At 63.1% G+C, this 20,555-nt stretch carries 18 protein-coding genes; 12 read left to right on the forward strand and 6 right to left on the reverse strand.

Annotated features, from left to right (window positions below; genetic code table 11):
• Positions 1-29: 29 nt before the first annotated feature.
• Positions 30-236: a tautomerase family protein gene (locus J3P86_RS14475; protein ID WP_030140737.1), complete on the forward strand. Its 207-nt coding sequence runs from the start codon at positions 30-32 to the stop codon at positions 234-236.
• A 310-nt stretch (positions 237-546) separates the two neighbouring features.
• Complete coding sequence (locus tag J3P86_RS14480; RefSeq protein ID WP_434630770.1) at positions 547-1,281, forward strand: SDR family NAD(P)-dependent oxidoreductase; 735 nt, start codon at positions 547-549, stop codon at positions 1,279-1,281.
• Positions 1,282-1,338: 57 nt separating this feature from the next.
• On the opposite strand, the gene J3P86_RS14485 is transcribed toward J3P86_RS14480, so the two are convergent.
• Both J3P86_RS14485 and J3P86_RS14490 read right to left on the reverse strand, forming a co-directional pair.
• On the reverse strand, positions 1,339-3,480 hold the full coding sequence (locus tag J3P86_RS14485) for a TonB-dependent siderophore receptor (RefSeq protein ID WP_434698260.1): 2,142 nt from the start codon (positions 3,478-3,480) through the stop codon (positions 1,339-1,341).
• A 77-nt stretch (positions 3,481-3,557) separates the two neighbouring features.
• A complete protein-coding gene (locus J3P86_RS14490; RefSeq protein ID WP_434698261.1) occupies positions 3,558-4,970 on the reverse strand; it encodes a PLP-dependent aminotransferase family protein in 1,413 nt (470 codons plus the stop codon).
• Between the two features lie 132 nt (positions 4,971-5,102).
• On the opposite strand from J3P86_RS14490, the gene J3P86_RS14495 reads away from it, so the two are divergent.
• The 7 genes from J3P86_RS14495 (at position 5,103) to J3P86_RS14525 (ending at position 10,968) form a co-directional block, all read left to right on the forward strand.
• Positions 5,103-6,269: an MFS transporter gene (locus J3P86_RS14495; protein WP_434698262.1), complete on the forward strand. Its 1,167-nt coding sequence runs from the start codon at positions 5,103-5,105 to the stop codon at positions 6,267-6,269.
• An 80-nt stretch (positions 6,270-6,349) separates the two neighbouring features.
• Complete coding sequence (locus tag J3P86_RS14500; protein WP_305500821.1) at positions 6,350-7,021, forward strand: GntR family transcriptional regulator; 672 nt, start codon at positions 6,350-6,352, stop codon at positions 7,019-7,021.
• A gap of 109 nt (positions 7,022-7,130) precedes the next feature.
• Positions 7,131-8,063, forward strand: coding sequence for a 4-hydroxyproline epimerase (locus J3P86_RS14505; RefSeq protein WP_434698263.1), 933 nt, complete (start codon positions 7,131-7,133; stop codon positions 8,061-8,063).
• Positions 8,060-9,175 (forward strand): NAD(P)/FAD-dependent oxidoreductase, encoded by a 1,116-nt coding sequence (locus tag J3P86_RS14510; protein WP_434698264.1) that lies wholly within the window; start codon positions 8,060-8,062, stop codon positions 9,173-9,175. The genes J3P86_RS14505 and J3P86_RS14510 overlap by 4 nt, the downstream gene beginning before the upstream one ends.
• Complete coding sequence (locus J3P86_RS14515; protein WP_434698265.1) at positions 9,168-9,404, forward strand: 2Fe-2S iron-sulfur cluster-binding protein; 237 nt, start codon at positions 9,168-9,170, stop codon at positions 9,402-9,404. The genes J3P86_RS14510 and J3P86_RS14515 overlap by 8 nt, the downstream gene beginning before the upstream one ends.
• Positions 9,401-10,657, forward strand: a complete 1,257-nt coding sequence (locus tag J3P86_RS14520; protein ID WP_434698266.1) for an FAD-dependent oxidoreductase — start codon at positions 9,401-9,403, stop codon at positions 10,655-10,657. The genes J3P86_RS14515 and J3P86_RS14520 overlap by 4 nt, the downstream gene beginning before the upstream one ends.
• An 80-nt stretch (positions 10,658-10,737) precedes the next feature.
• The gene (locus J3P86_RS14525) at positions 10,738-10,968 is read left to right on the forward strand and encodes a hypothetical protein (protein WP_305500811.1); all 231 of its coding nucleotides are present in this window, start codon (positions 10,738-10,740) and stop codon (positions 10,966-10,968) included.
• A 67-nt stretch (positions 10,969-11,035) separates the two neighbouring features.
• Here the strand turns inward: J3P86_RS14525 and J3P86_RS14530 are convergent, their stop codons facing one another.
• The 3 genes from J3P86_RS14530 to J3P86_RS14540 all read right to left on the reverse strand — a co-directional run bounded on the left by J3P86_RS14530 (position 11,036) and on the right by J3P86_RS14540 (position 17,084).
• On the reverse strand, positions 11,036-12,970 hold the full coding sequence (locus J3P86_RS14530; RefSeq protein ID WP_434630744.1) for a PAS domain S-box protein: 1,935 nt from the start codon (positions 12,968-12,970) through the stop codon (positions 11,036-11,038).
• A 77-nt stretch (positions 12,971-13,047) separates the two neighbouring features.
• Positions 13,048-15,426: an ATP-dependent DNA helicase gene (locus J3P86_RS14535; RefSeq protein ID WP_434700648.1), complete on the reverse strand. Its 2,379-nt coding sequence runs from the start codon at positions 15,424-15,426 to the stop codon at positions 13,048-13,050.
• A gap of 5 nt (positions 15,427-15,431) precedes the next feature.
• Positions 15,432-17,084 (reverse strand): VRR-NUC domain-containing protein, encoded by a 1,653-nt coding sequence (locus J3P86_RS14540; protein WP_434698267.1) that lies wholly within the window; start codon positions 17,082-17,084, stop codon positions 15,432-15,434.
• A 221-nt stretch (positions 17,085-17,305) separates the two neighbouring features.
• Here J3P86_RS14540 and J3P86_RS14545 point away from each other — a divergent pair, with 221 nt between their 5' ends.
• Positions 17,306-17,530 (forward strand): YgdI/YgdR family lipoprotein, encoded by a 225-nt coding sequence (locus J3P86_RS14545; protein WP_434573973.1) that lies wholly within the window; start codon positions 17,306-17,308, stop codon positions 17,528-17,530.
• Between the two features lie 16 nt (positions 17,531-17,546).
• On the opposite strand, the gene J3P86_RS14550 is transcribed toward J3P86_RS14545, so the two are convergent.
• Positions 17,547-18,467: a LysR family transcriptional regulator gene (locus tag J3P86_RS14550; RefSeq protein ID WP_434698268.1), complete on the reverse strand. Its 921-nt coding sequence runs from the start codon at positions 18,465-18,467 to the stop codon at positions 17,547-17,549.
• Between the two features lie 128 nt (positions 18,468-18,595).
• On the opposite strand from J3P86_RS14550, the gene J3P86_RS14555 reads away from it, so the two are divergent.
• Positions 18,596-20,038, forward strand: a complete 1,443-nt coding sequence (locus tag J3P86_RS14555; protein WP_434698269.1) for an MFS transporter — start codon at positions 18,596-18,598, stop codon at positions 20,036-20,038.
• Between the two features lie 209 nt (positions 20,039-20,247).
• Entirely contained in the window at positions 20,248-20,526 is a 279-nt protein-coding gene (locus J3P86_RS14560; RefSeq protein WP_003201764.1) for a DUF1652 domain-containing protein, read from the forward strand.
• Positions 20,527-20,555 lie beyond the last annotated feature (29 nt).

Below are 20,555 nucleotides of genomic sequence, written 5' to 3' on the forward strand. Positions count from 1 at the left end.
CTGCGCACGTTCCTCAACTGGAGTGCATCATGCCTTTCGTCAATGTTCGTATCACCCGCGACGGCGTTACCCGCGAGCAGAAAGCCCAGGTCATCAGCGAAATCACCGAGACCCTGCAGCGCGTGCTGGGCAAGGACCCGCACCTGACCCATATCGTGATCGAGGAAGTCGACACGGATAACTGGGGTTACGCGGGCATGACGACAACCGAGTATCGAAGCAAGCCCAAGGAATGACGCTTCATCCCTGACGAGCCCGGTCCGAATGACCGGGCTTTTTTCTGCCCACCATCCCGCGACCTCTGTGGGAGCGAGCTTGCTCGCGATGGCGGCGGGTCAGACAGTTCAAATGTGACTGATGGGCCGCTATCGCGAGCAAGCTCGCTCCCACAGGAGTTGGGTGAATTTCTGCAGGATTGATTACACCAAGTATCAACTCAAGTACCAGAACCCCCATTTATCAAACCCGAGCGCATCAATAACCTGATCTCAACCCCGCCAACCCAGGCGCAGCGGTTCTAACCCAACGTGATCAGGAGTCAACATCATGAGCAATCGGAAAACCGTCATCATCACCGGCGCGTCCAGCGGTATCGGCCTTGGCCTGGTCAAGGCGTTCCTCGCTCGCGGCTACAACGTGGTGGGCAATGCCCGCTCGCAATCGGGCCTGGATGACGCGGCCGGCCAGCTCGGTCACCCGGCGAGCTTCATCGGCGTGGCCGGTGACATTGCCGCCCCGGCAACCTCTACCGCCCTCATCGGCAAAGCCATCGAAGTCTTCGGCGCGGTGGACGGGCTGGTGAACAACGCCGGGTTCTTCCTGCCCAAACCCTTCATCGAATACAGCCCCCAAGACCTCGAATCGCTGTTGGACACCAACCTCAAGGGGCTCGTCTACGCCAGCCAGGCTGCTGCCGCACACATGATCAGCCGCCGCCAGGGTTTCATCATCAACATCTCCGCCTCGGTGGCCCTGCAACCGAACATCCAGGTGCCGGCAGCGCTGCCGGTGCTGATCAAGGGCGGTGTCAACCAGATGACCCGTGCCCTGGCGCTCGAACTGTCGCCACACAACATCAAGGTCAACGCGGTAGCGCCTGGCATCATCGACACGCCGATGCATGACCCGGCCAATCGTGACTTCCTCAACAACCTGGCCCCGGCCGGGCGGGTAGGCACCATCGACGAGATTGCCGAAGCGGTCCTGTACCTGGCGGGTGCCGATTTCACCACTGGCGCGATCCTGCCGGTGGACGGTGGGATGAGCACCGGCAAGTGGTAAAAAACAAAACCCCGAAGGCGAAACCTTCGGGGTTTTTCGTGCAGCTTGGCCTGGTCGCTACAGCGTGTAGGAAATACCTGCCTGCACGGTGCGCGGCGCGCCCGGATAGGCGTACACACCACCAAACGCGCCCTCCTCGTAATCCGCATCGAACAGGTTCTTGAGGTCGAGGTTGAGGCGAATGCGCTCGTTGACCTTGTAGTAGCCGAGCAGGTCAACCACCGTGTAATCGTCCATGGTGAAGGTGGTGGCCGCGGTGTTGCCGGCCCGCTCGTCGACGTACCTGGCGCCCAGGCCAAGGCCCAGTCCCTTGAGGCCGCCGTCCTGGAACTCGTAGACGTTCAACAGGCTGAAGGAGTTCTTCGGCACGTTGAGCAAGCGCGTACCCGTGGGGATGTTGACGTCCTTGGTCACTTCGGCATCCACATAGGCGTAGCCGCCAATCACGCGCCACTCCGGCGTCAGGTTGCCCGCCACGTTCAGGTCGAAACCACGGCTGCGCACCTCGCCGGCCGCCACGCTGAAGGTCGAATCCAGCGGATCGGGTGTCAGCACGTTGCGTTTTTCGATCTGGTATATCGCTGCATCGACGCTCAACTGACGATCCAGCGCCTCCCATTTGACGCCCATTTCGTAAGACTTGCCTTCCTCCGGCTTGAACCCGCCCCCTTCGCGGCTGGCGCCGTTATTGGGTTTGAACGAACGGGCGGTGTTGGCATAGACGGCGACCGTGTCGGTCAGGTCATAGATCACGCCCAGGCGTGGGGTGACGGCGTTGTCGGTGACGTCCCAGTTGCGGCTGCCGGGACGCGCCTGGGGAACGAAGGTTTCGTACTCATGCTCGAACCGCTCGAAACGCGCACCGGCCAGCACCTTGAGACGCTCGGTCAGCGCCACTTGGTCCTGGATGAAAAAGCCGAAGGTCTTGAGGTTTTCCTGGTCATTGGTGGGCGTGCGGGTCAACGCCGGGCGCGGCTGCCCATACACCGGATCGAAGATGTCGATCGGATACGCACCGGCACCGGCAGCAGAGCGCTGGATGATCGACTTATAGTCGTAGTCTTCATACTCGACACCGGTCAACAGCGTGTGCTCGAACCCGCCGGTGGAGAAATGCCCGGTGAGATTGAGCTGGGTATCGCGGTCGGTCCATTCCAGTTTGCGATAGTTGAAGTTGCGCCCCAGGGTCTGCCCATCGGCGCCGATGCCGTTGGCTTCGACGGCGTTGCCCTGCAACGTGCCGTCGAGCCACTGGGTGCCGCCGGCGAGGGTCCAGTCGTCGTTGAGCATGTGCTCGAAACGCACCTGCAGCATGCTGTTGTCGTTGTGCAGCTTGCCGGCGTCTTTCTCACCGAAGAAGGTATCGCGGGACGCCGTGCCGCGCTGGCCGGGATAATGGGTCAAGCCACGGTCCAGCGGATGGTTGTTGCGCATGAAATCGCCTTCGAACGTCAGGCGCGTGGTGTCGTTGACCTGCCAGGTGACCACCGGGGCGAGGCCATAACGCTCGGTCTCGACGTGATCGCGAAACGTATCGCCGCCCTCGCCGATCACGTTCAGGCGATAAGCCAGACGCCCTTCTTCATCCAGCGGCCCCGACGCATCCAGGGTGCCGCGACGCATGCCCTGGTCAGTGACCTGGCTGCCCAGGGTCACCGTGCGCTCGGCCAGCGGTTGCTTGGATACGATATTGAACGTGCCACCCGGGTCGCCACGGCCATACAGCATCGTCGCCGGGCCGCGCAGTACCTCCAGCCGCTCGATGGTGTTGGCATCCGGCATGTTCGGATAGCCGCGGTTGATCGGAAAACCGTTGCGGTAGAACTCGCCCGTGGTAAAGCCGCGCACCGTAAAGGTGGTCAGGCCCTGGCCGCCGAAGTTGTTGGCCCTGCCGACGCCACCGGCGTAATCGAGGGCATCCTGAAGACGCGTGGCGCTGAGGTCCTCCACCACATCGCGGGATACGACGGAGATCGATTGTGGGGTTTCATGAATCGCGGTGTCGGTACGCGTGGCACTGGCCGAACGGGTCGCGTGGTAGCCCTTCACCGGCCCCTGCGCGGTCTCGAAGTCCGAGGTGCCGACGATATCGGTGGCTTGCAGCTCCAAAGGCGCCCAGTCCGTCGTGCCGGGTTCTTCTGCCCAGGTGGAAATGGAATAAGCCTGAAGCACACACAGAGAAACGAGTATCCGACGCATCGACACACAATCCTAACGAAAGAACGCCAACCTGGAGGCCGGCAGGAATAGGTCGCGAAAGATACAGCAACTCATTCCTATTTGACATCTATTCCCATTAGCACTGCCGTTCCAACAGTCGATTCCTGTTCAATCTCGCGGAAAAAAGCCTGGGCACGAGCATCCTGGGTATATGCCACGTTCAGGCGCAACCAGTCACTGGCCTCCCCGTTCGGCAAGAACGTCGCCCCTTGGGACAACTGCACCTGCAATTGCTCGGCGATCGTTTGCACGCGCGCCGCCGGCACATGCCGGGGTCGCGCCCAGATGAACAGGCCACCCGAGGGCTCGGCAAACACTTCCCAAAGGGCCGGTTCAAGCTGGCGCAACGTGCTTGCCATCTGCTTGTTCAAACGCAGGCGCAAGCGCTGGATCAACTTGCGATAAGCGCCGTTGGCCAACAGCGTCGCCACGACGTTCTCCGCCAGCAATGAACAGCCGATGCCGGTCACCATCTTGATTTCAGCCAGGCGGTTGATGATTTCCGGCTGGGCCACTACGTAGCCGACGCGTAATGAACTGGACAAGGTCTTGGAAAAACTCGCCAGGTAGATCACCCGGTCCAGGGCGTCGAGGGAAGCCAGGCGTGAGGTCGGACCGTTCTGGAAGTCGGCGTAGATGTCGTCCTCGATAATGCGGAAGTCATGCAGCGTCGCCAGTTGCAGCAGGCGATAGGCAACGCTCGGCGCCAGGCTGGTGCCGGTGGGGTTCTGGTACATGCTGTTGACGAAGAAGTACTTCGGTTCATGCGCGCCGAGCAAGCGCTCCAGGCTCGCAACGTCCGGGCCCTGCGCGGTCCTCGGAACTGCCAGAGTCTTGACCCCGTGCAGCTTCAGCAGGTTGAACAGGTTGTAGTAACCGGGGCTTTCCACCAGTACCAGGTCGCCGGGTTTGAGCAATGTGCGCACCAGCAGGTCGAGGCCATGACTGGCGCCCTGGGTCGTGATGATTTGCGCCTGATCGACGTAAATATCGATCAGGCCCAGGCGCTTCTGGATCTGCAGGCGCAGAGGAGCGGAACCCAGCGGGGTGCTGTAGTTGAACAACGCGTGACTGTCGCAGCGCACCACCTGGCGGATCGCCTGGCCCAGATCGCTGTCGTCGCGCCAGGCGTCCGGCAGCCAGCCGCACCCCAGCTTGAGTTGGGTCGATGGATTATCGAACAGTTTCCAGGCAATAGCCTCCTCGGCTTCCGGGGCCAACGCCTCGGGGCGGCGTTGCGCCACGAAAAACCCTGACCCATGCCGGGATTCCAGTACACCGCTGGCGACCAGTTGGTCGTAGGCCTTGATCACGCTCGACAGGCTCAAGCCATTTTCCGCCGCCAGTTGGCGGATCGAAGGCATGCGGGCGCCAGGGCGAATGCCGTGGGCGTTTATCCAGTCGCTGACGCTGGCGACGAGTTGCCGGACCAGGGACCCCGTAGCGTTGCGATTGATGTTCAGGTCCATGACACAGGCTCTCTCCAAGTGTTCTTGAATTTCGCGCAAACAGTTAAACATAAAAGGCGTCCGTCTGTTCCTTGTTTGCCTGCGGGACGGCCGCGATAGTTCGCCGAGTCCCCACCCCCTCAAGGAACGCTCTTGAACGCATCGCAACGACACTCATGGGGCCTGGCATTCGGATTGTGCCTGATCACCCTGGCGGTCAATCTCCAGGCGCCGCTATACACCACCTATGCGCAGCTTTCCGGCTACGGAGCCGGCGCCACGGCGGTGGCGTTCTCCGGTTATGTGCTGGGGGTGTTGCCGGTGCTGCTGGCCTTCGGCGGCTTGGCCGACCGGGTGGGCCGCAAACCGTTGATCATCGCGGCGCTTGCCCTGTCGATGCTGGCGACGCTGGTCACCGTGTTCTGGCCCAACCTGATCGCTCTGGGTGTGGCGCGCCTGATGATGGGGGTCGGGACCGGGCTGGCCTCGGCGACCGCGACCGCCTATATGACGGAACTGCTGGCAACCGCCGACAGCCGTTCACCGGCCAACCGGGTCACGGCCAGCACCTCCCTGGGTTTTGGCCTGGGCGCGGCGCTGACCAGCCTGTTTCTTTTCGCCTGTCCCAGCGTTACCCCTGGCAGTTTCTGGCTGCAGTTGGTGCTGGCTGGCCTGGCGCTGATCGTCGTCTGGCGGCTGCCCGACCCCGCGGTGCGAATCGAGCAGGCACCGCTGCTGCGCCTGCCGCTGTTTCCCGCCGGGAGCCTGCCCTACAGCTTTTCCATGCTGCTGGCCTGGGCCACTTCCGGGCTGGTGATCGCGATCCTGCCATCGGTGCTCGCCAGCCACGATTTGCAGCGTTGGTCGGGATTGTCGACGTTTACTGTCATCAGCTGCGGGCTGCTCTTCCAGCCTTGGGTGCGGCGCATGCAACCCGCCAGAGCTACCGGCTTGGGCCTGTTGGTCTTGCCGTTGAGCTATGCATTGCTCGCCTGGGGCGCGAGCATCGGTTCCCTGGTCGCGGTGCTGTTCGGGGCCCTCGGCGCCAGCAGTGCGTGCTACGGCTTTTTGTACCTCGGCGGGTTGTCGGCCGTGACCGCCATGGCCGGTGCGCAGAAAGCCCGGGTCAGCGCCGGTTTTTTCCTGTTCGCCTACATCGGGTTCAGCATCCCGGTGGTGGTGACCGGGTTGCTGGCCGATCGTTTCGGCGCTGACATGGCGCTGCTGGTGTTCGGCCTGGCACTGCTGGCGGGCGCAGCGGTCACCGGTTTGCTGATCGTTCGCAGCGAAGCTTTCATCGCCCAGCCATCCCATGGCTGACCTCGTCTCACCAGCGCTCGACATCGCCGCAGGCAAAGTCGTATACCATATCCCCAACTCAGCCCGAACGACCCGCCGCCGTGACATTATCCAAGTTCAACCTGCCCGACCTGGGCAATACCCCTTCCACCTCGGAAATCATCACCCGTCACCTGCGCGATGCCATTGTGGCCGGGCATTTCGCCGAAGACGAGCCGATTCGCCAGGACGACATCGCCCGGCAGTTCAATGTCAGCAAGATCCCCGTGCGCGAGGCGCTCAAGCGCCTGGAGGCCGAAGGCCTGGTGATGTTCCAGCGCAACCGCGGGGCGATGGTCACGCGGATTTCCGAAGCGGAACTGGCGCAGATGTTCGAGGTGCGGATGCTGCTCGAAGACAAGGTCCTGCGCCTGGCCATTCCCAACATGACCGAAGCGACCTTTGCCCGCGCCGACAGCATCTGTCGCGAGTTCATCGGCGAAGATGACGTCGGCCGCTGGGCCGAGCTCAACTGGCAACTGCACGCCTGCCTTTACGAACCGGCGCAACGGCCGTTCATGGTCGGGCTGATCCGCTCGGTCCACGACAAGCTGGAACGTTATCTGCGCATGCAGATGAGCCTGTCGGCGGGCAAGGAGCGCGCCGACCACGAGCACCGGGAAATTCTCGACGCCTGCCGGGCCGGTGATGTCGAACGCGCGGTGAAGCTGCTGGACGAACACATCGCCGGAGTCTGCCAGACACTGTTCGAATTCCTGCCGTCGAGCCGATGATGCCTTCGCGCTGTGCCGATTTCGTCACGAGCGACAGATAAAACCCTCAAGCCGCCACCCCCCGGCGCGGGCCACGCTTGCGTTCACTCACCTGAACGGACGTGGCGCCATGAAACGCATCACTGTGATCGACTCCCACACCGGCGGCGAACCGACCCGATTGGTCACCGCCGGTTTCCCTGACCTGGGCCAGGGCAGCATGGCCGAGCGCAGGCAGCGCCTGGCCGAACAGCACGATGCCTGGCGCACCGCGTGCGTGCTGGAACCCAGGGGCAGCGATGTGCTGGTGGGCGCCCTGCTGTGTGAACCGGTGGACCCGACGGCCTGTGCCGGAGTGATCTTTTTCAACAACAGCGGCTACCTGGGCATGTGCGGCCACGGCACTATCGGCCTGGTGGTGTCATTGGCGCACCTGGGCCGGATCGGCCCCGGCGTGCATAACATCGAGACGCCGGTGGGCACGGTGCAGGCCACTCTGCACGAAGATCGTTCGGTCAGCGTGCGCAACGTGCCGGCCTACCGTTATCGCCAGGCGTTGCGCCTGGAAGTGCCCGGCATCGGTCCGGTGGTGGGCGACGTGGCCTGGGGCGGCAATTGGTTTTTCCTGATCGCCGACCACGGCCAGCGGGTGGCGGGCGACAATCTCGATGCCTTGACCGCCTACACGTTCGCGGTCCAGCAGGCTCTTGAACAGCAGGGCTTTCGGGGCGAGGACGGCGGGCTGATCGATCACATCGAACTGTTCGCCGATGATCCCGATGCCGACAGTCGCAACTTCGTGCTCTGCCCCGGCAAGGCCTATGACCGCTCCCCTTGCGGCACCGGCACTAGCGCCAAACTGGCGTGCCTGGCCGCCGACGGCGAGTTGCAACCGGGACAGATCTGGCGTCAGGCCAGTGTCATCGGCAGTGAATTCGAAGGCTCGTACGAGCGTTCAGGTGAGCGCATCGTCCCGACCATCCGCGGCCGCGCCTACATCAGCGCGGAAACTACGTTGATCATCGATCCGGACGACCCGTTCGCCTGGGGCATTCGCCCGTGAGCGAGGGTCCTGTCGCCGATGTCATCGTCATTGGCGCCGGCATCATCGGCGCGGCCTGTGCCCGGAGCTTGGCCCTGCGTGGCTTGCGGGTGCTGGTGCTCGACGCCGGCTGGCACGGCGCCACGGCGGCCGGCATGGGGCATCTGCTGGTCCTCGACGACAACCCGGCGGAGCTGGCCCTGAGCCAATATTCCCTGCGGCGATGGCGCGAGTTGGCCCCCGCCTTGCCTGGGGGCTGCTCCTGGCGCAATAACGGCACGCTGTGGCTGGCCGCCAACGCCGAAGAGATGGCCGTGGCCCACGACAAGTACCTGAACCTGATGGCCCACGGCGAAGCCTGCGAACTGCTTGGCCAGGCCGCTTTGCAGCAACGCGAACCGGAACTGCGGACGGGACTGGAAGGCGGGCTGCTGATCAAGGGCGACGGCATTCTCTATGCGCCCGCCGCCGCCCGCTGGATGCTCGATCACGACAACATTCGCCAGCAGCGTGCCGAGGTCAGCGAAGTGGACGGCCACCGCGTGCGTCTCACCGGGGGTCACTGGCTGAGCGCCGAAGCGGTGGTGCTCGCCAACGGCATCCAGGCCACCGACTTGTGCCCGGAGCTGCCGATCGAACCCAAGAAAGGCCACCTGTTGATTACCGATCGCTACCCCGCCACTGTCACCCACACCCTGGTCGAACTGGGTTATGTCACCAGCGCCCACAACGCCAGCGGGCCATCGGTGGCCTGTAACATCCAGCCGCGCCCGACCGGACAACTGTTCATTGGCGCCTCTCGGCAATTTGGCAACATCGATCCGCAGGTCGAGGGCTGGATGCTGGCGAAAATGCTCAAGCGCGCCGTCGATTACATGCCTGGCCTGGCGCATCTCAACGGCATCCGCGCCTGGACCGGTTTTCGCGCGGCGAGCCCCGACGGCCTGCCGCTGGTGGGCCAGCATCCGCAACGCAAGGGCTTGTGGCTGGCGGTGGGTCACGAAGGACTCGGCGTCACCACCGCGCCGGCGACGGCCGACCTGCTGGTCGCGCAACTGTTCAACGAAACCGCGCCGCTGGCCGCACAACCTTATCTGCCGCAACGTTTCCTGGGAGAACCTGCCCATGCCTGAACTCTGCATTGATGGACGCAAACTCTCGATCGCTGAAGGCACCACCGTCGCCGCGGCTTTGGCCTTGGGCTCCGATGGCTGCAGCCGAACCTCGGTGACTGGCCAGCGACGCGCGCCCTTGTGCGGCATGGGCATCTGCCAGGAATGCCGGGTGCTCATCGACAGTCGTCGGCGCCTGGCCTGTCAGACGCTGTGCCGTGATGGCATGCGAGTGGACACCCGGGCATGAATCAATCCACTGACATTCTGATCATCGGTGCCGGCCCTGCCGGAATGGCGGCGGCGCTGGCGGCGTCCAGCAGCGGCGCGCGCATTGTGCTGCTCGACGACAACCCGGTCCCCGGCGGACAGATCTGGCGCGACGGCCCCCAGGCCAACCTGCCCAAGCAGGCACGGCGCTTGCGGGAACGTGTGCGCGCTTGCACCAATGTGTCCTGGCGCATGGGCGCCCGAGTGATCGCCAGCGCCGCCGATAAAACCCTGCTGGTAGAAGACGCCGAGCAGGGTTGGCTGATCGCTTATGACCGCTTGATCCTGTGCACCGGAGCCCGTGAACTGCTGCTGCCCTTCCCTGGCTGGACGCTGCCCGGTGTCACCGGCGCCGGCGGCCTGCAGGCGTTGATCAAGGGCGGCCTGCCGGTGCGTGGCGAACGTTTGGTGGTCGCCGGCAGCGGGCCGCTGCTACTTGCCAGTGCGGCCACGGCGAAACATCACGGGGCGCAACTGCTGCGAATCGCCGAGCAAGCCAACCGCGCCGCCGTGGCGGGTTTCGCCGCGAGCTTGCCGCGCTGGCCGGGCAAATTGTTGCAGGCGTTCAGCCTGTTTGATGCGCACTACCGCACCGGCACCCATGTGTTGGAGGCATTGGGGAAGGACAGACTCGAAGGCGTGCGGCTGCTGCAACACGGCAAAACCGTTGAACTGGCCTGCGACCGGTTGGCCTGTGGCTTCGGCCTTATTCCCAATACCCAGCTGGGCCAGGCTTTAGGCTGTGGCCTCGATGGACAAGCGCTTGCGGTCGATGCCCGGCAAGCCACCACTCGCGTTGATCATTACGCCGCAGGTGAATGCACCGGTTTCGGCGGCAGCGAACTGGCCCTGGTGGAAGGCGCCATCGCTGGCCACGCCGCTGTCGGCGATACCCCGGCCGCCGAGCGTCTGTGGCCTGGTCGTGCACGCTGGCAAGGTTTTGCCCGGGCCTTGAATACTGCCTTTGCCCTTGATGCCCATTTGAAGAACCTGCCCCAACGCGACACCTTGGTCTGCCGTTGTGAAGACGTGGCCTATGGTGAGCTGAGCGATTTTGAGAACTGGCGTGAGGCAAAACTGGCGAGTCGTTGCGGCATGGGGGCGTGTCAGGGCCGGGTCTGTGGCGCGGCGCTGGAGCATCTGCTTGGCTGGACGCCGCCTGCTCCTCGCCCGCCTTTCAGTCCGGCGCGGATTGAAACGTTGCTGAGGTTGGAGGATCTCCCGTTCAATTGAGAACGGCCCTGTGCTTGAAAAAAAGAATTCCACGCCCGTGCCAAGGTCTGTAGAGCATCAACGGCAAGAGGAAGAAATGCGTGGATTATCTGGGATGGGTCCAATGGCCCGCGATGGCGGTAACGGTATTGGCCGCGTGGCTGATCGGCTCACGCCAACCCCGCCGGCGGGTCGCTGGGTTCAGTTGTTTTATCGTCAGTAACATTCTCTGGGTCGTGTGGGGTCTGCACACCGATGCCTATGCGCTGATCGTCCTGCAGTTCTGCCTGTGTGCGATGAACCTGCGGGGCTTCAAGAAAAATACCCAGTAGCTGCGCAAGTCGCTTTGCTGGCGAGGGAGCTTGCTCGCGCTGGGTTGCGCAGCGACCCCAAGACGGTTTATTTCATCGTCTGCCCAATCACCTGCACCAGATCAATCTGCTTGAACGGCTTGGTCAGCCGTGGCAACTGCGTGGCGAAGCCTTCCAGGCGCTCGGCGTAGCCAGTCGCCAGGATGATCGGCAGCGTCGGCTGACGGTCGCGCAGCAGTTTCGCCAACTGCGCACCGTCCATCTGGGGCATGGCCATGTCGGTGATCACCAGGTCGATATCCGGGTTGCGCTCATACAACTCCAGCGCCTGGGGGCCCGACAAAGCGCAAAGCACCCGGTGGCCCAGGTCTTCGATCAGCAAGCGGGTGCTGGTCATCACCAGGCTGTCATCGTCGACCACCAATACCAGCAGCGCGTGGACAGGTGGCGTAGCTGTCTCTACTGCGGGCGGCTTGTCCGTGGTCGACTCATCAGCCACCGGCAACCACAGCTCGGCGGTGGTACCTACGCCTTTTTCGCTCTTGAGGATCAGTCGTCCGCCCAGTTGCTCGGCCAGACCATGCACCATGGACAATCCCAGGCCGGTGCCCTTGCCCACGCCCTTGGTAGTGAAAAAAGGATCCACGGCCGAGGCCAGCGTCATCTCGTCCATGCCATCGCCTTCGTCGTTGAGCGACAGGCAAATGTATCGCTCGTTGCCCAACGGCCTTCCTGGACCACCGGCCTGGCTACCCAGCCGCTCCTGCGCCTCGATCAAGATCCTGCCGCCCTGGGGCATGGCATCCCGGGCATTGGTCGCCAGGTTGAGGATCGCCAGTTCGAGCTGGTTGACGTCGGCCAGCACCGGCGACAACGCCTCGGCAAATCGGGTCTGGATATGAATCGACGGGCCCATCGAGCTTTGCAGCAGGCCGCTGATGCCTTGCACCAGCGTCGCCAGCTCCACTGGTTCGGAGCTGAGCTTCTGCCGACGGGCGAACGCCAGCATGCGCTGGGTCAAGGAAACACCGCGAAGCGCCCCCTGGACGGCGTTGTCCAGCAGTTGGGTGAGTTTTGGTTCGCTGGGCATGCGCTTGCGCATGATTTCCAGATTGCCGAGGATCACTGTCAGCAGATTGTTGAAATCGTGGGCGATGCCGCCGGTGAGCTGGCCGATCGCTTGCAGTTTCTGCGCTTGAAACAGTGCCTCGCGAGCCTGCTCCAAGGCCTGTTGCGCCTGCGTGGCATCGGTAATGTCGCGGGTGATCTTGGCAAATCCGAGGAGTGTGCCGGTATCGCTGCGAATCGCATCGATAACCACATGAGCCATGAAGCGCGTGCCATCCCTGCGCACGCGCCAACCCTTCTTTTCAAAACGGCCGACGCTGGCGGCGATGCTCAGGGCCCGCTGCGGCTCCCCGGCCTCCCGGTCTTCGGGAGTGTAGAACATCGAGAAGTGCTGGCCGATCGCTTGGGCCGGCAGGTAGCCCTTGATCCGCTGCGCACCTTGGTTCCAGTTGGTCACCTGCCCGTCCGGATCAAGCATGTAGATGGCGTAGTCGGTGACGCTTTGCACCAGCAGGCGGAACTGTTGCTCGCTCTGCTTGAGGGTTTCCTCGGCCATCTTGCGATCGGTCAGGTCCCGGGTGATCTTGGCGAAACCGAGCAGTTCGCCGCTCTGGCTGTCGATGATCGGGTCGATGACCACATGGGACCAGAACAGCGTGCCGTCCTTGCGCACCCGCCAGCCTTCGCCTTCGAAACGCCCCTCGCGCACGGCCGTATCGAGGGCCAGTTGCGGCAGCCCGGCGGCACGGTCCTGATCGGTGTAGAACCGGGAAAAGTGCAGGCCGAGGATCTCGGATTCCTCGTAGCCCTTGAAGCGTCGAGCGCCAGAGTTCCAGCTGGTGATGATGCCGGACGGGTCGGTCATGTAAATGGCGTAGTCGACCACGGCATCGATAAGCAGCCGAAAGCGCTGTTCTTCGTTGATGCGGGTAGTCTTTGGGTTGTTCTCAAGCATGTTGGCCGAGGGATCAGAGGGATTTGTGCGGAGTATGGAACAACTGCAGCCCGAGTAAAAACCTGATTTATGTGGGGCTATGCAGACCCTTGTGGGAGCGAGCCTGCTCGCGAAGCGGTTGAGCCAGCCTGCGAAGGTGCAAGATGGTCCGACGCCTTCGCGAGCAGGCTCGCTCCCACAGCTGGAGTATCTCGTTCCTGCCTGACGGTCCACCACTGCGGCAATAATCGCTGCACCTTGGCCTCGCCAAAGCGGTCGTCGATCAGCATCACCACTCCGCGATCCTGCTGGGTTCGGATGACCCGGCCAGCGGCCTGCACGACTTTTTGCAGGCCGGGATACAGGTAGGTGTAGTCATAGCCGTCGCCAAAGATCGTCGCCATGCGCTGCTTGATCTGTTCATTGACCGGGTTGAACTGCGCCAGCCCGAGGGTGGCGATGAACGCTCCGATCAGCCGCGAGCCTGGCAGGTCGATGCCCTCGCCGAACGCGCCGCCCAGCACCGCGAAGCCAATGCCCTGGCTGTGCTCCATGAAGCGTTCGAGGAACGCCTGCCGCGGCGCCTCGCCCATGCCGCGCGATTGCGTCCAGGTCGCAATGTGCGGATGTCGCTCGGCCAACAATCCGGCCACCTGTTGCAAGTAATCGAAGCTGCTGAAGAACGCCAGGTAGTTGCCGGGACGCTCGGCGAACTGGCGAGCCATCAGCGCGACGATCGGTTCAAGGGAGCCCTGGCGATGGGCGAAGCGGGTGGAGATCCGGCTGACCACCTGGACATCCAGCTGTTCGGCCTGGAACGGCGACTCGACATCGATCCACACCGTGTCCGCGGGTGTCCCCAGCAAATCGGCGTAATAGCGCCGCGGGCTCAGCGTCGCGGAGAACAGTACGCTGCTGCGCGACGCCGTGAACCTGGGTCGCAGGAAACCGGCCGGCACCACGTTGCGCAGGCACAGCGTCGACAGGCTGCGCTGGCGGCTGGATTCGCGCTTGTGAATATCGAACAGGAAATGCTCATCAAATGCCTCCGCCACGCGACCGAACTGCAACGCATCGAAATAAAACGCTTGCAGCTGACTGTCCAGCCCTTGGGGATGGTCATTGAGGTAATCGCCGATGGCGCTGGTGCACGTTCCCAGTGCCTGAAGCAGTTTCTCCGGTGGTTTTTCATACGCCTGGTAGGCGGCAATTTGCGGCTCGTGCAAGGCGTTCCACTGACGGCTGACCTTGCGCAACGCTTTCTTCAAAGGCTCCGGCGCCGTTTTCAGCACCGTCGCCAGCGCAAGCTGGTCCAGGCTCGCGCTGTACATCTGGCGCCCTCGCTCCACCAGGTTGTGGGCTTCGTCCACCAGGGTCGCAACGGTCCAGCCATTGGCCTGGGCGAGGCCGAAGAGCAAGGCGCTGAAATCGAAGTAGTAGTTGTAGTCCGCCACCACCACGTCGGCCCAACGGGCCATTTCCTGGCTCAGGTAGTACGGACAGACTTCGTGGCTCAGGGCGATGTCGCGCAACGCCGCCTGGTCGAGCAGCGTGACCTGGCTCGCCGCTGCCCGGGCCTGCGGCAGGCGATCATAAAACCCCCGGGCCAGCGGGCATGATTCGCCGTGGCAGGCTTTGTCCGGATGCTCGCAAGCCTTGTCCCGCGCGATCATTTCCAATACCCGCAGCGGCATCGCCGGGGCGTTGTTGGTGATCAGCCGGGCCGCATCCAGGGCCAGCCTGCGTCCGGGGGTTTTTGCCGTGAGAAAGAACACCTTGTCCAGACGCTGCGGCGCCAAGGCCTTGAGCATGGGAAACAAGGTGCCGACGGTCTTGCCGATGCCGGTGGGCGCCTGGGCCATCAGGCAGCGCCCGGTGCTGACCGCCTTGAACACCGATTCAGCCAGGTGACGTTGCCCCGGCCGAAAGCCGGCGTGGGGAAACGTCAGCGCCTGGGCGCCCAGGTTACGCGCCTGGCGATGGCGCATTTCCTGTTCGGCCCACGCCAGGAACCGTGCGCACTGCTGCTCGAAGAACGCCTGGAGCTGCGAGGCTACGCAGCTTTGGGTCAGGCAGGTCTCCTTTTCACTGACGATGTCGAAATAGACCAAGGCAACGTCAATGCGCGGCAACTGCAACTTGTCGCACAGCAGCCAGCCATAGATTTTCGCCTGGGCCCAATGCAACTGGCGGTGGTTGTCCGGTTGCTTGCTCAGGTCGCCCCGATAGGTCTTCACTTCCTCCAGGCGATTGCGGGCCGGGTCGTAGCCGTCGGCCCGCCCCTTGACCTTCAAGGTCTGGTAGACGCCTTCCAGGCTGACTTCGGCCTGATAGCCCTCCTGGCGCCGCGATGCCACGGTACGGTGGCCGACGATACCTTCCAGGGCGGTGGGTGACGGCGTGAAACGCAAGTCGAGATCGCCGACCTTCGCGGTGAACTCGCATAACGCCCGCACGGCAATGCTGTAGCCCGGCATCTCGGTCACGCGCCCTGCTCCGCCCATTGCACATAACAGACGGCGACGGGCATCCGGTGTTCGTGGCAGAACTCCAGCCAGCGCAGCTGGTTATCCTGCAGGCGATCGCCGGGGCCTTTGACTTCGATCATGCGGTAGGTCTTGTGCTGCGGCCAGAACTGGATCAGGTCGGGCATGCCGGCGCGGTTGGCCTTGATGTCCAGCAGCAGACGGGCGAACCAGTGCTTGAGGTGTTCGGCCGGCAGACAGTCAAGCGCCTGGTCCAGCAGGTCTTCGGACAGTGCGCCCCAGAACACGAACGGTGACTGCACGCCCCATTTTTCCGCGTAACGTTGACGGATGGTCTGCCGATAGCGCCCGTCGTCCAGCTCGGCGAAACAGGCCGCGAACAGTTCGGCGCGACGGTCATGGAAATCTTCGTTCAGCAGGTCCACCGGCCCGCGCTGGAACGGGTGGAAAAAAGCCCCCGGCAGCGGCGCGAAAATCGCCGGCCAGCACAACAGGCCGAACAGCGAATTGACCAGGCTGTTTTCGACGTAATGCACCGGGGCGGCTTCGTCATGCAGATGAGCCTGGACGTAATATTCCACCGACAACGTCGGGTCGACACGCGGCAGATGCAAGTCCAGTCGCTCCACCTCCCTGGCCACGGCGCGGGCCACCGGCGGGCCGCCGAGTTTGCGCCGCAGCCGGGGCACGATCCGGAGCAAGGCCTGGCGCTCGGCAGCGCTTTGGGGCGACTGGGCCGCGGCTTCAGCCAGTTCGAGGGCCAGGGCATATTCGCCGATGCGCTCCAGCACGCGGATCATTCGCAGTCGCGCGCCGGGGTAGGTACAACCGCGATAAAGACTCAGGGCCTGGGCAAAATCACCGATGCGTTCGCAATGCTGGCCGAGCTGGAACAACAGCTTGCCCCGGCGCCGCTCAAGCCAGGGATTGCCCAGCTCCAGGGCATTGACCCGGGCGATGATCGGTTCGAGCGGTTCGCCGGCGTCGAAGCGTTGCTGGCATTCATGCAGGAAGACACAGGCATCGATGTCCTCACGGCTGCGCAGCCCCCGGGACTCGGCGCTGAACTCAACGGCTTCATAGACAAAGATACCCAGGTCCGCCAGCACGAACTCCGACCAGTCCTGATAGAGATTGCCGAAGAACATCAACCGCAAACGGTCGCACAGCCCCATCACCGTGAGGCTGTACAGCCGCTCTTCGAGCTGCGGGCACCAGGCGCGAAACGGCTGCGGCTGGCCGTCCTGATTACTCAGCGCCTGCAGCCATTCGGATTTGCGTGCCTTGGGTTGCTCGATCAGATGCCCCAGGCACAGAAGTACTTCCGGCTTGAGCAGCACCTCGAACAGTTCGACAAGGCTCAGGCACGCCTGCTCTTCGACCCAGCCCAGCGCCAACAACGGCGCCACGGCGTCGGCGATATCGCCAATTTCCGCGTAGCGCAGTTTGGTGTGACGAAAGTGCAGGCCCTTGCGCATCACCATCCGCACCAGCAAGCCTTGGGCCGGACGCGGCAAAGCGATGAAATCATCGATAAACCGCTGCTCTTCGACACTCAATACGTCGGCATAGCGTTGCGTCAACCAGGCGAGGACCCGCTGGAAGTTGTTCAGGTAATAAAAGGGGTCGTCAAGGGGATTGGCTGTCACGAAAAAAAAGCGCCACGTATGCTGAAACACTGGTTATGCGTACAGATATCAGCTACTCGCCGCGCAGGCAACTGCAAAAGATGAGCGGTCGCCTATATTTAAAGGAGAAATCCTTCCCTGTGCGATGAACTTTCCTACAACAAGCGAGACCAATGGCGGTTGACTCAGTGATGGCCCGGTCGAATCAGCCGGGCTGCGTCCTTTCGAAAGAGGTTATGGATATGAACATCAGGTTTCTCGGCCTGCCCTTGGTCGTCACCGCGCTGCTGGCGCTGGCCGGCTGCGCCTCGCCGACCGTGGTGACCTTGCAGAACGGTACCCAGTATTTGACCGAGGACACGCCGAACACCCGCACCGCCGATGGCTTCTACGAATTCGAAGACATTTCTGGCCGCAAAGTCCGGGTCCGCGCCGATGAAGTGGCGACGATTCGCAAGGAAGACTGAACCGTTTCCTCCAGGCTTATTGCCCCCCGGGTTTTTTGCGCGCGTATTGATCCGCGCAAACCTCTCTCATGCAACCTCTTAACCAGCGATGCACCGGATCGGCATCCATACGCGGGTGCCAGAGCATCGCGATAGTGAACCCGGGCAGCGCAAACGGCAGCGCAAAACTGTGCATGCCGGCGCGCAAGCGGGTGGTGTAGCGCTCCGGCACGCTGGCGATGAGGTCGCTGGACCGGGCGAGCCCCAGCGCAGCGGAAAACCCCGGGACGCTGGTGATGATTTCACGGGACAGACCCAATGCCCCCAACGCCTGATCCATCGGTCCATGATCGAGGTCGTGCAGGGACACGCCGATGTGCGCGCCCATCGCATAATCGGCAGCGCTCACCTCGATCTGGCTCAGCGGATGCCCCGGGCGAACCACGCCGATGAGGCGGTCTCGAAACAACGCCTGCGTGCGCAACTCCGGACGGGTGCGCTCATCCACCACGGCGGTTTCCAGATCCACACTGCCCTCGCGCAGCGCGGCGCTGTCCTTATCGGCCTTGTCGACGAAACACAGCCGAACCCCTGGCGCCTGTTCGCTGACTCGGGCAATCAGCTCCAGCGCGAAGTTCTCCACGAAGCCTTGCCGGGTACGCAGCGTGAAGGTTCGGTTCACTCGACGCAGATCCGGCGCCTGCTCCGGGCGCAGCGCGGCCTGGGCGTCCTGGACCAGTTGACTGACCTGCTCGCGCAACGCCAACGCGCGCGGAGTCGGCACCAAACCCCGCCCGGCCCGCACCAGCAACGGGTCGCCAGTGACTTGGCGCAACCGCGCCAATGCCCGGCTCATGGCCGAAGGACTGAGGCGCAGCCGCCGCGCCGCACCAGCCACGCTGCCTTCGGACAGCAGCACATCCAGGGTGAGGAGCAAATTCAAATCGGGTGCGGACATTGACGGACTCGGTCACAGGTGGCGTTGTATGCAGCTATAACATGCAACTGCTGCGTCTTCCGCCATGTTATGCCTCGGCGTACCGTTCTGACAGCTGCGCCGAAGGAGCCGCAGACAGAGAGGACACGATGAAACCCGTTACTGCAGATCACCTGTCAACAAATGCCGACAATCCACCGCAGCACAGGGCACATGGGGCCCTGGCCAGCCTTGCACTGGCAACGCTGCTCGCATCCCTGGGCGCCAGCGTCGCCAGCGTCGGCCTGCCGGTGCTGGCCCAGGCATTCGATGCGTCCTTCCAACTGGTCCAGTGGGTGGTCCTCGCCTATCTGCTGGCGATCACCACGCTGATCGTCAGCCTCGGACGCTTGGGCGACCTGGTCGGGCGCCGCAAGCTGCTGCTGGCGGGCATCGCACTGTTCACGCTGGCTTCGGCCCTGTGTGGCCTGGCGCCGTCGTTGTGGCTGCTGATCGCTGCCAGGGCCCTGCAAGGCGTGGGCGCGGCCATCATGATGACGTTGACCCTGGCCCTCGTCGGCGAAACGGTGGACAAAGCCAGGACCGGCAGCGCCATGGGCCTGCTCGCCACGCTGTCAGCGGTCGGCACCGCCCTCGGGCCGTCCCTTGGCGGCATATTGATCAGCGGGTTCGGCTGGCAGGCGTTGTTTCTGGTCAACGTTCCTCTCGGGTTACTGACGCTGTTGCTGGCCTGGCGTTTTTTGCCTGCCGGATACCCGGCGCAAAAGACCGGGCGCGTGGGTTTCGATGGGCTGGGCACGCTCCTGCTGGCTTTCACACTGGGCGCTTATGCCCTGGCCATGACACTCGGACGTGGGAGCTTTGGCGCACTGAATTTCGGCCTGTTGCTGGCGGCGGTCCTGAGCGGCGGATGGTTCGTCCGGACGCAGAAACGACTCGCGTCGCCGCTGATCCCGCTGCCGATGTTCCGCGACCGCCTGCTCGTCTCGAGCCTGGCTACAAGCGCGCTGGTAGCCGCGATCATGATGGCGACCCTGCTGGTTGGCCCGTTCTATCTCGCCATCGCCCTCGGGTTGCCTCCGACAACGGTGGGACTGGTGTTGGCGGCAGGGCCGTGTGTCGCCGCCCTCGCCGGCATGCCCGCTGGGCGGCTGGCGGACCGTTTCGGCGTGCGCCTCATGCGTCTTGTCGGGCTGACGACCCTGATGTTCGGCTGTCTGCTGCTGTCGCTGGTTCCTCCCGCCTTGGGCATAGCCGGTTATGCCGCGGCCATTGTAGTCACGACACTTGGCTATGCGATGTTCCAGACGGCCAACAATACATCGGTCATGGCCGAGCTCCCCGCCCATCAGCGGGGGGCCATTGCCGGCTTGCTCAACTTGTCGCGCAACCTGGGATTCCTTACTGGCGCATCGGTGCTCGGTGCAGTTTTCGCCAGCACTTTGCCGACGAACGGTATCGGCGCTACAACGCCCGGGACTGCGGCCCACGGCTTGCACGTCACCTTCGCCATTGCCCTCGCAATAGCGGGCCTGGCACTGCTGATTGCGCTGAAATACCGCGATCCAGAGCCGTCGTCCCAACGGCAATAAACCTCACGCAACCGATGATGGCATTCTGAACATTCCCGGTTAAGTCATGATCCAGATCAAAAAAACTGAACCAATCGCCAAACGGACTGAAAAAATCCACATCAGCTTCATTCTCCGGTGCTATTTTAATTCTCACTGGTAGGGCCATGATGGCTCTTCCTTCCTGACATGAGCAAACGGAAGCGCTTGATGAAGAAGGCGGGCTACAGATGAATAAAGGATCTTTCAGCAAGGTTACGTTCCCCAACGCCTGCCAATTGATGCGCTGGCATTTCCATCCCATGGGCTTCGAGGCCAGCATGGATGCGCCGGGCAGCATGGTTGCGCGGTTGTTCGACCGTGCCAGCGGCGAAACCATGATCGCGATTGCAGGCATCCCCTGCGCCACCGTGATGAACGCGCCCGATGTGGAGCGGATCATCGAAGCGGTGGAAGCCGAGCTTGAAGCCTTCGTACCGCCGGTTGGCTTGCGACGATTCGCTTCCTGAACAAAAAGCCCACGTTAACGTGGGCTTTT

Source organism: Pseudomonas sp. D1-1 (assembly GCF_051132225.1).
GTDB lineage: Bacteria > Pseudomonadota > Gammaproteobacteria > Pseudomonadales > Pseudomonadaceae > Aquipseudomonas.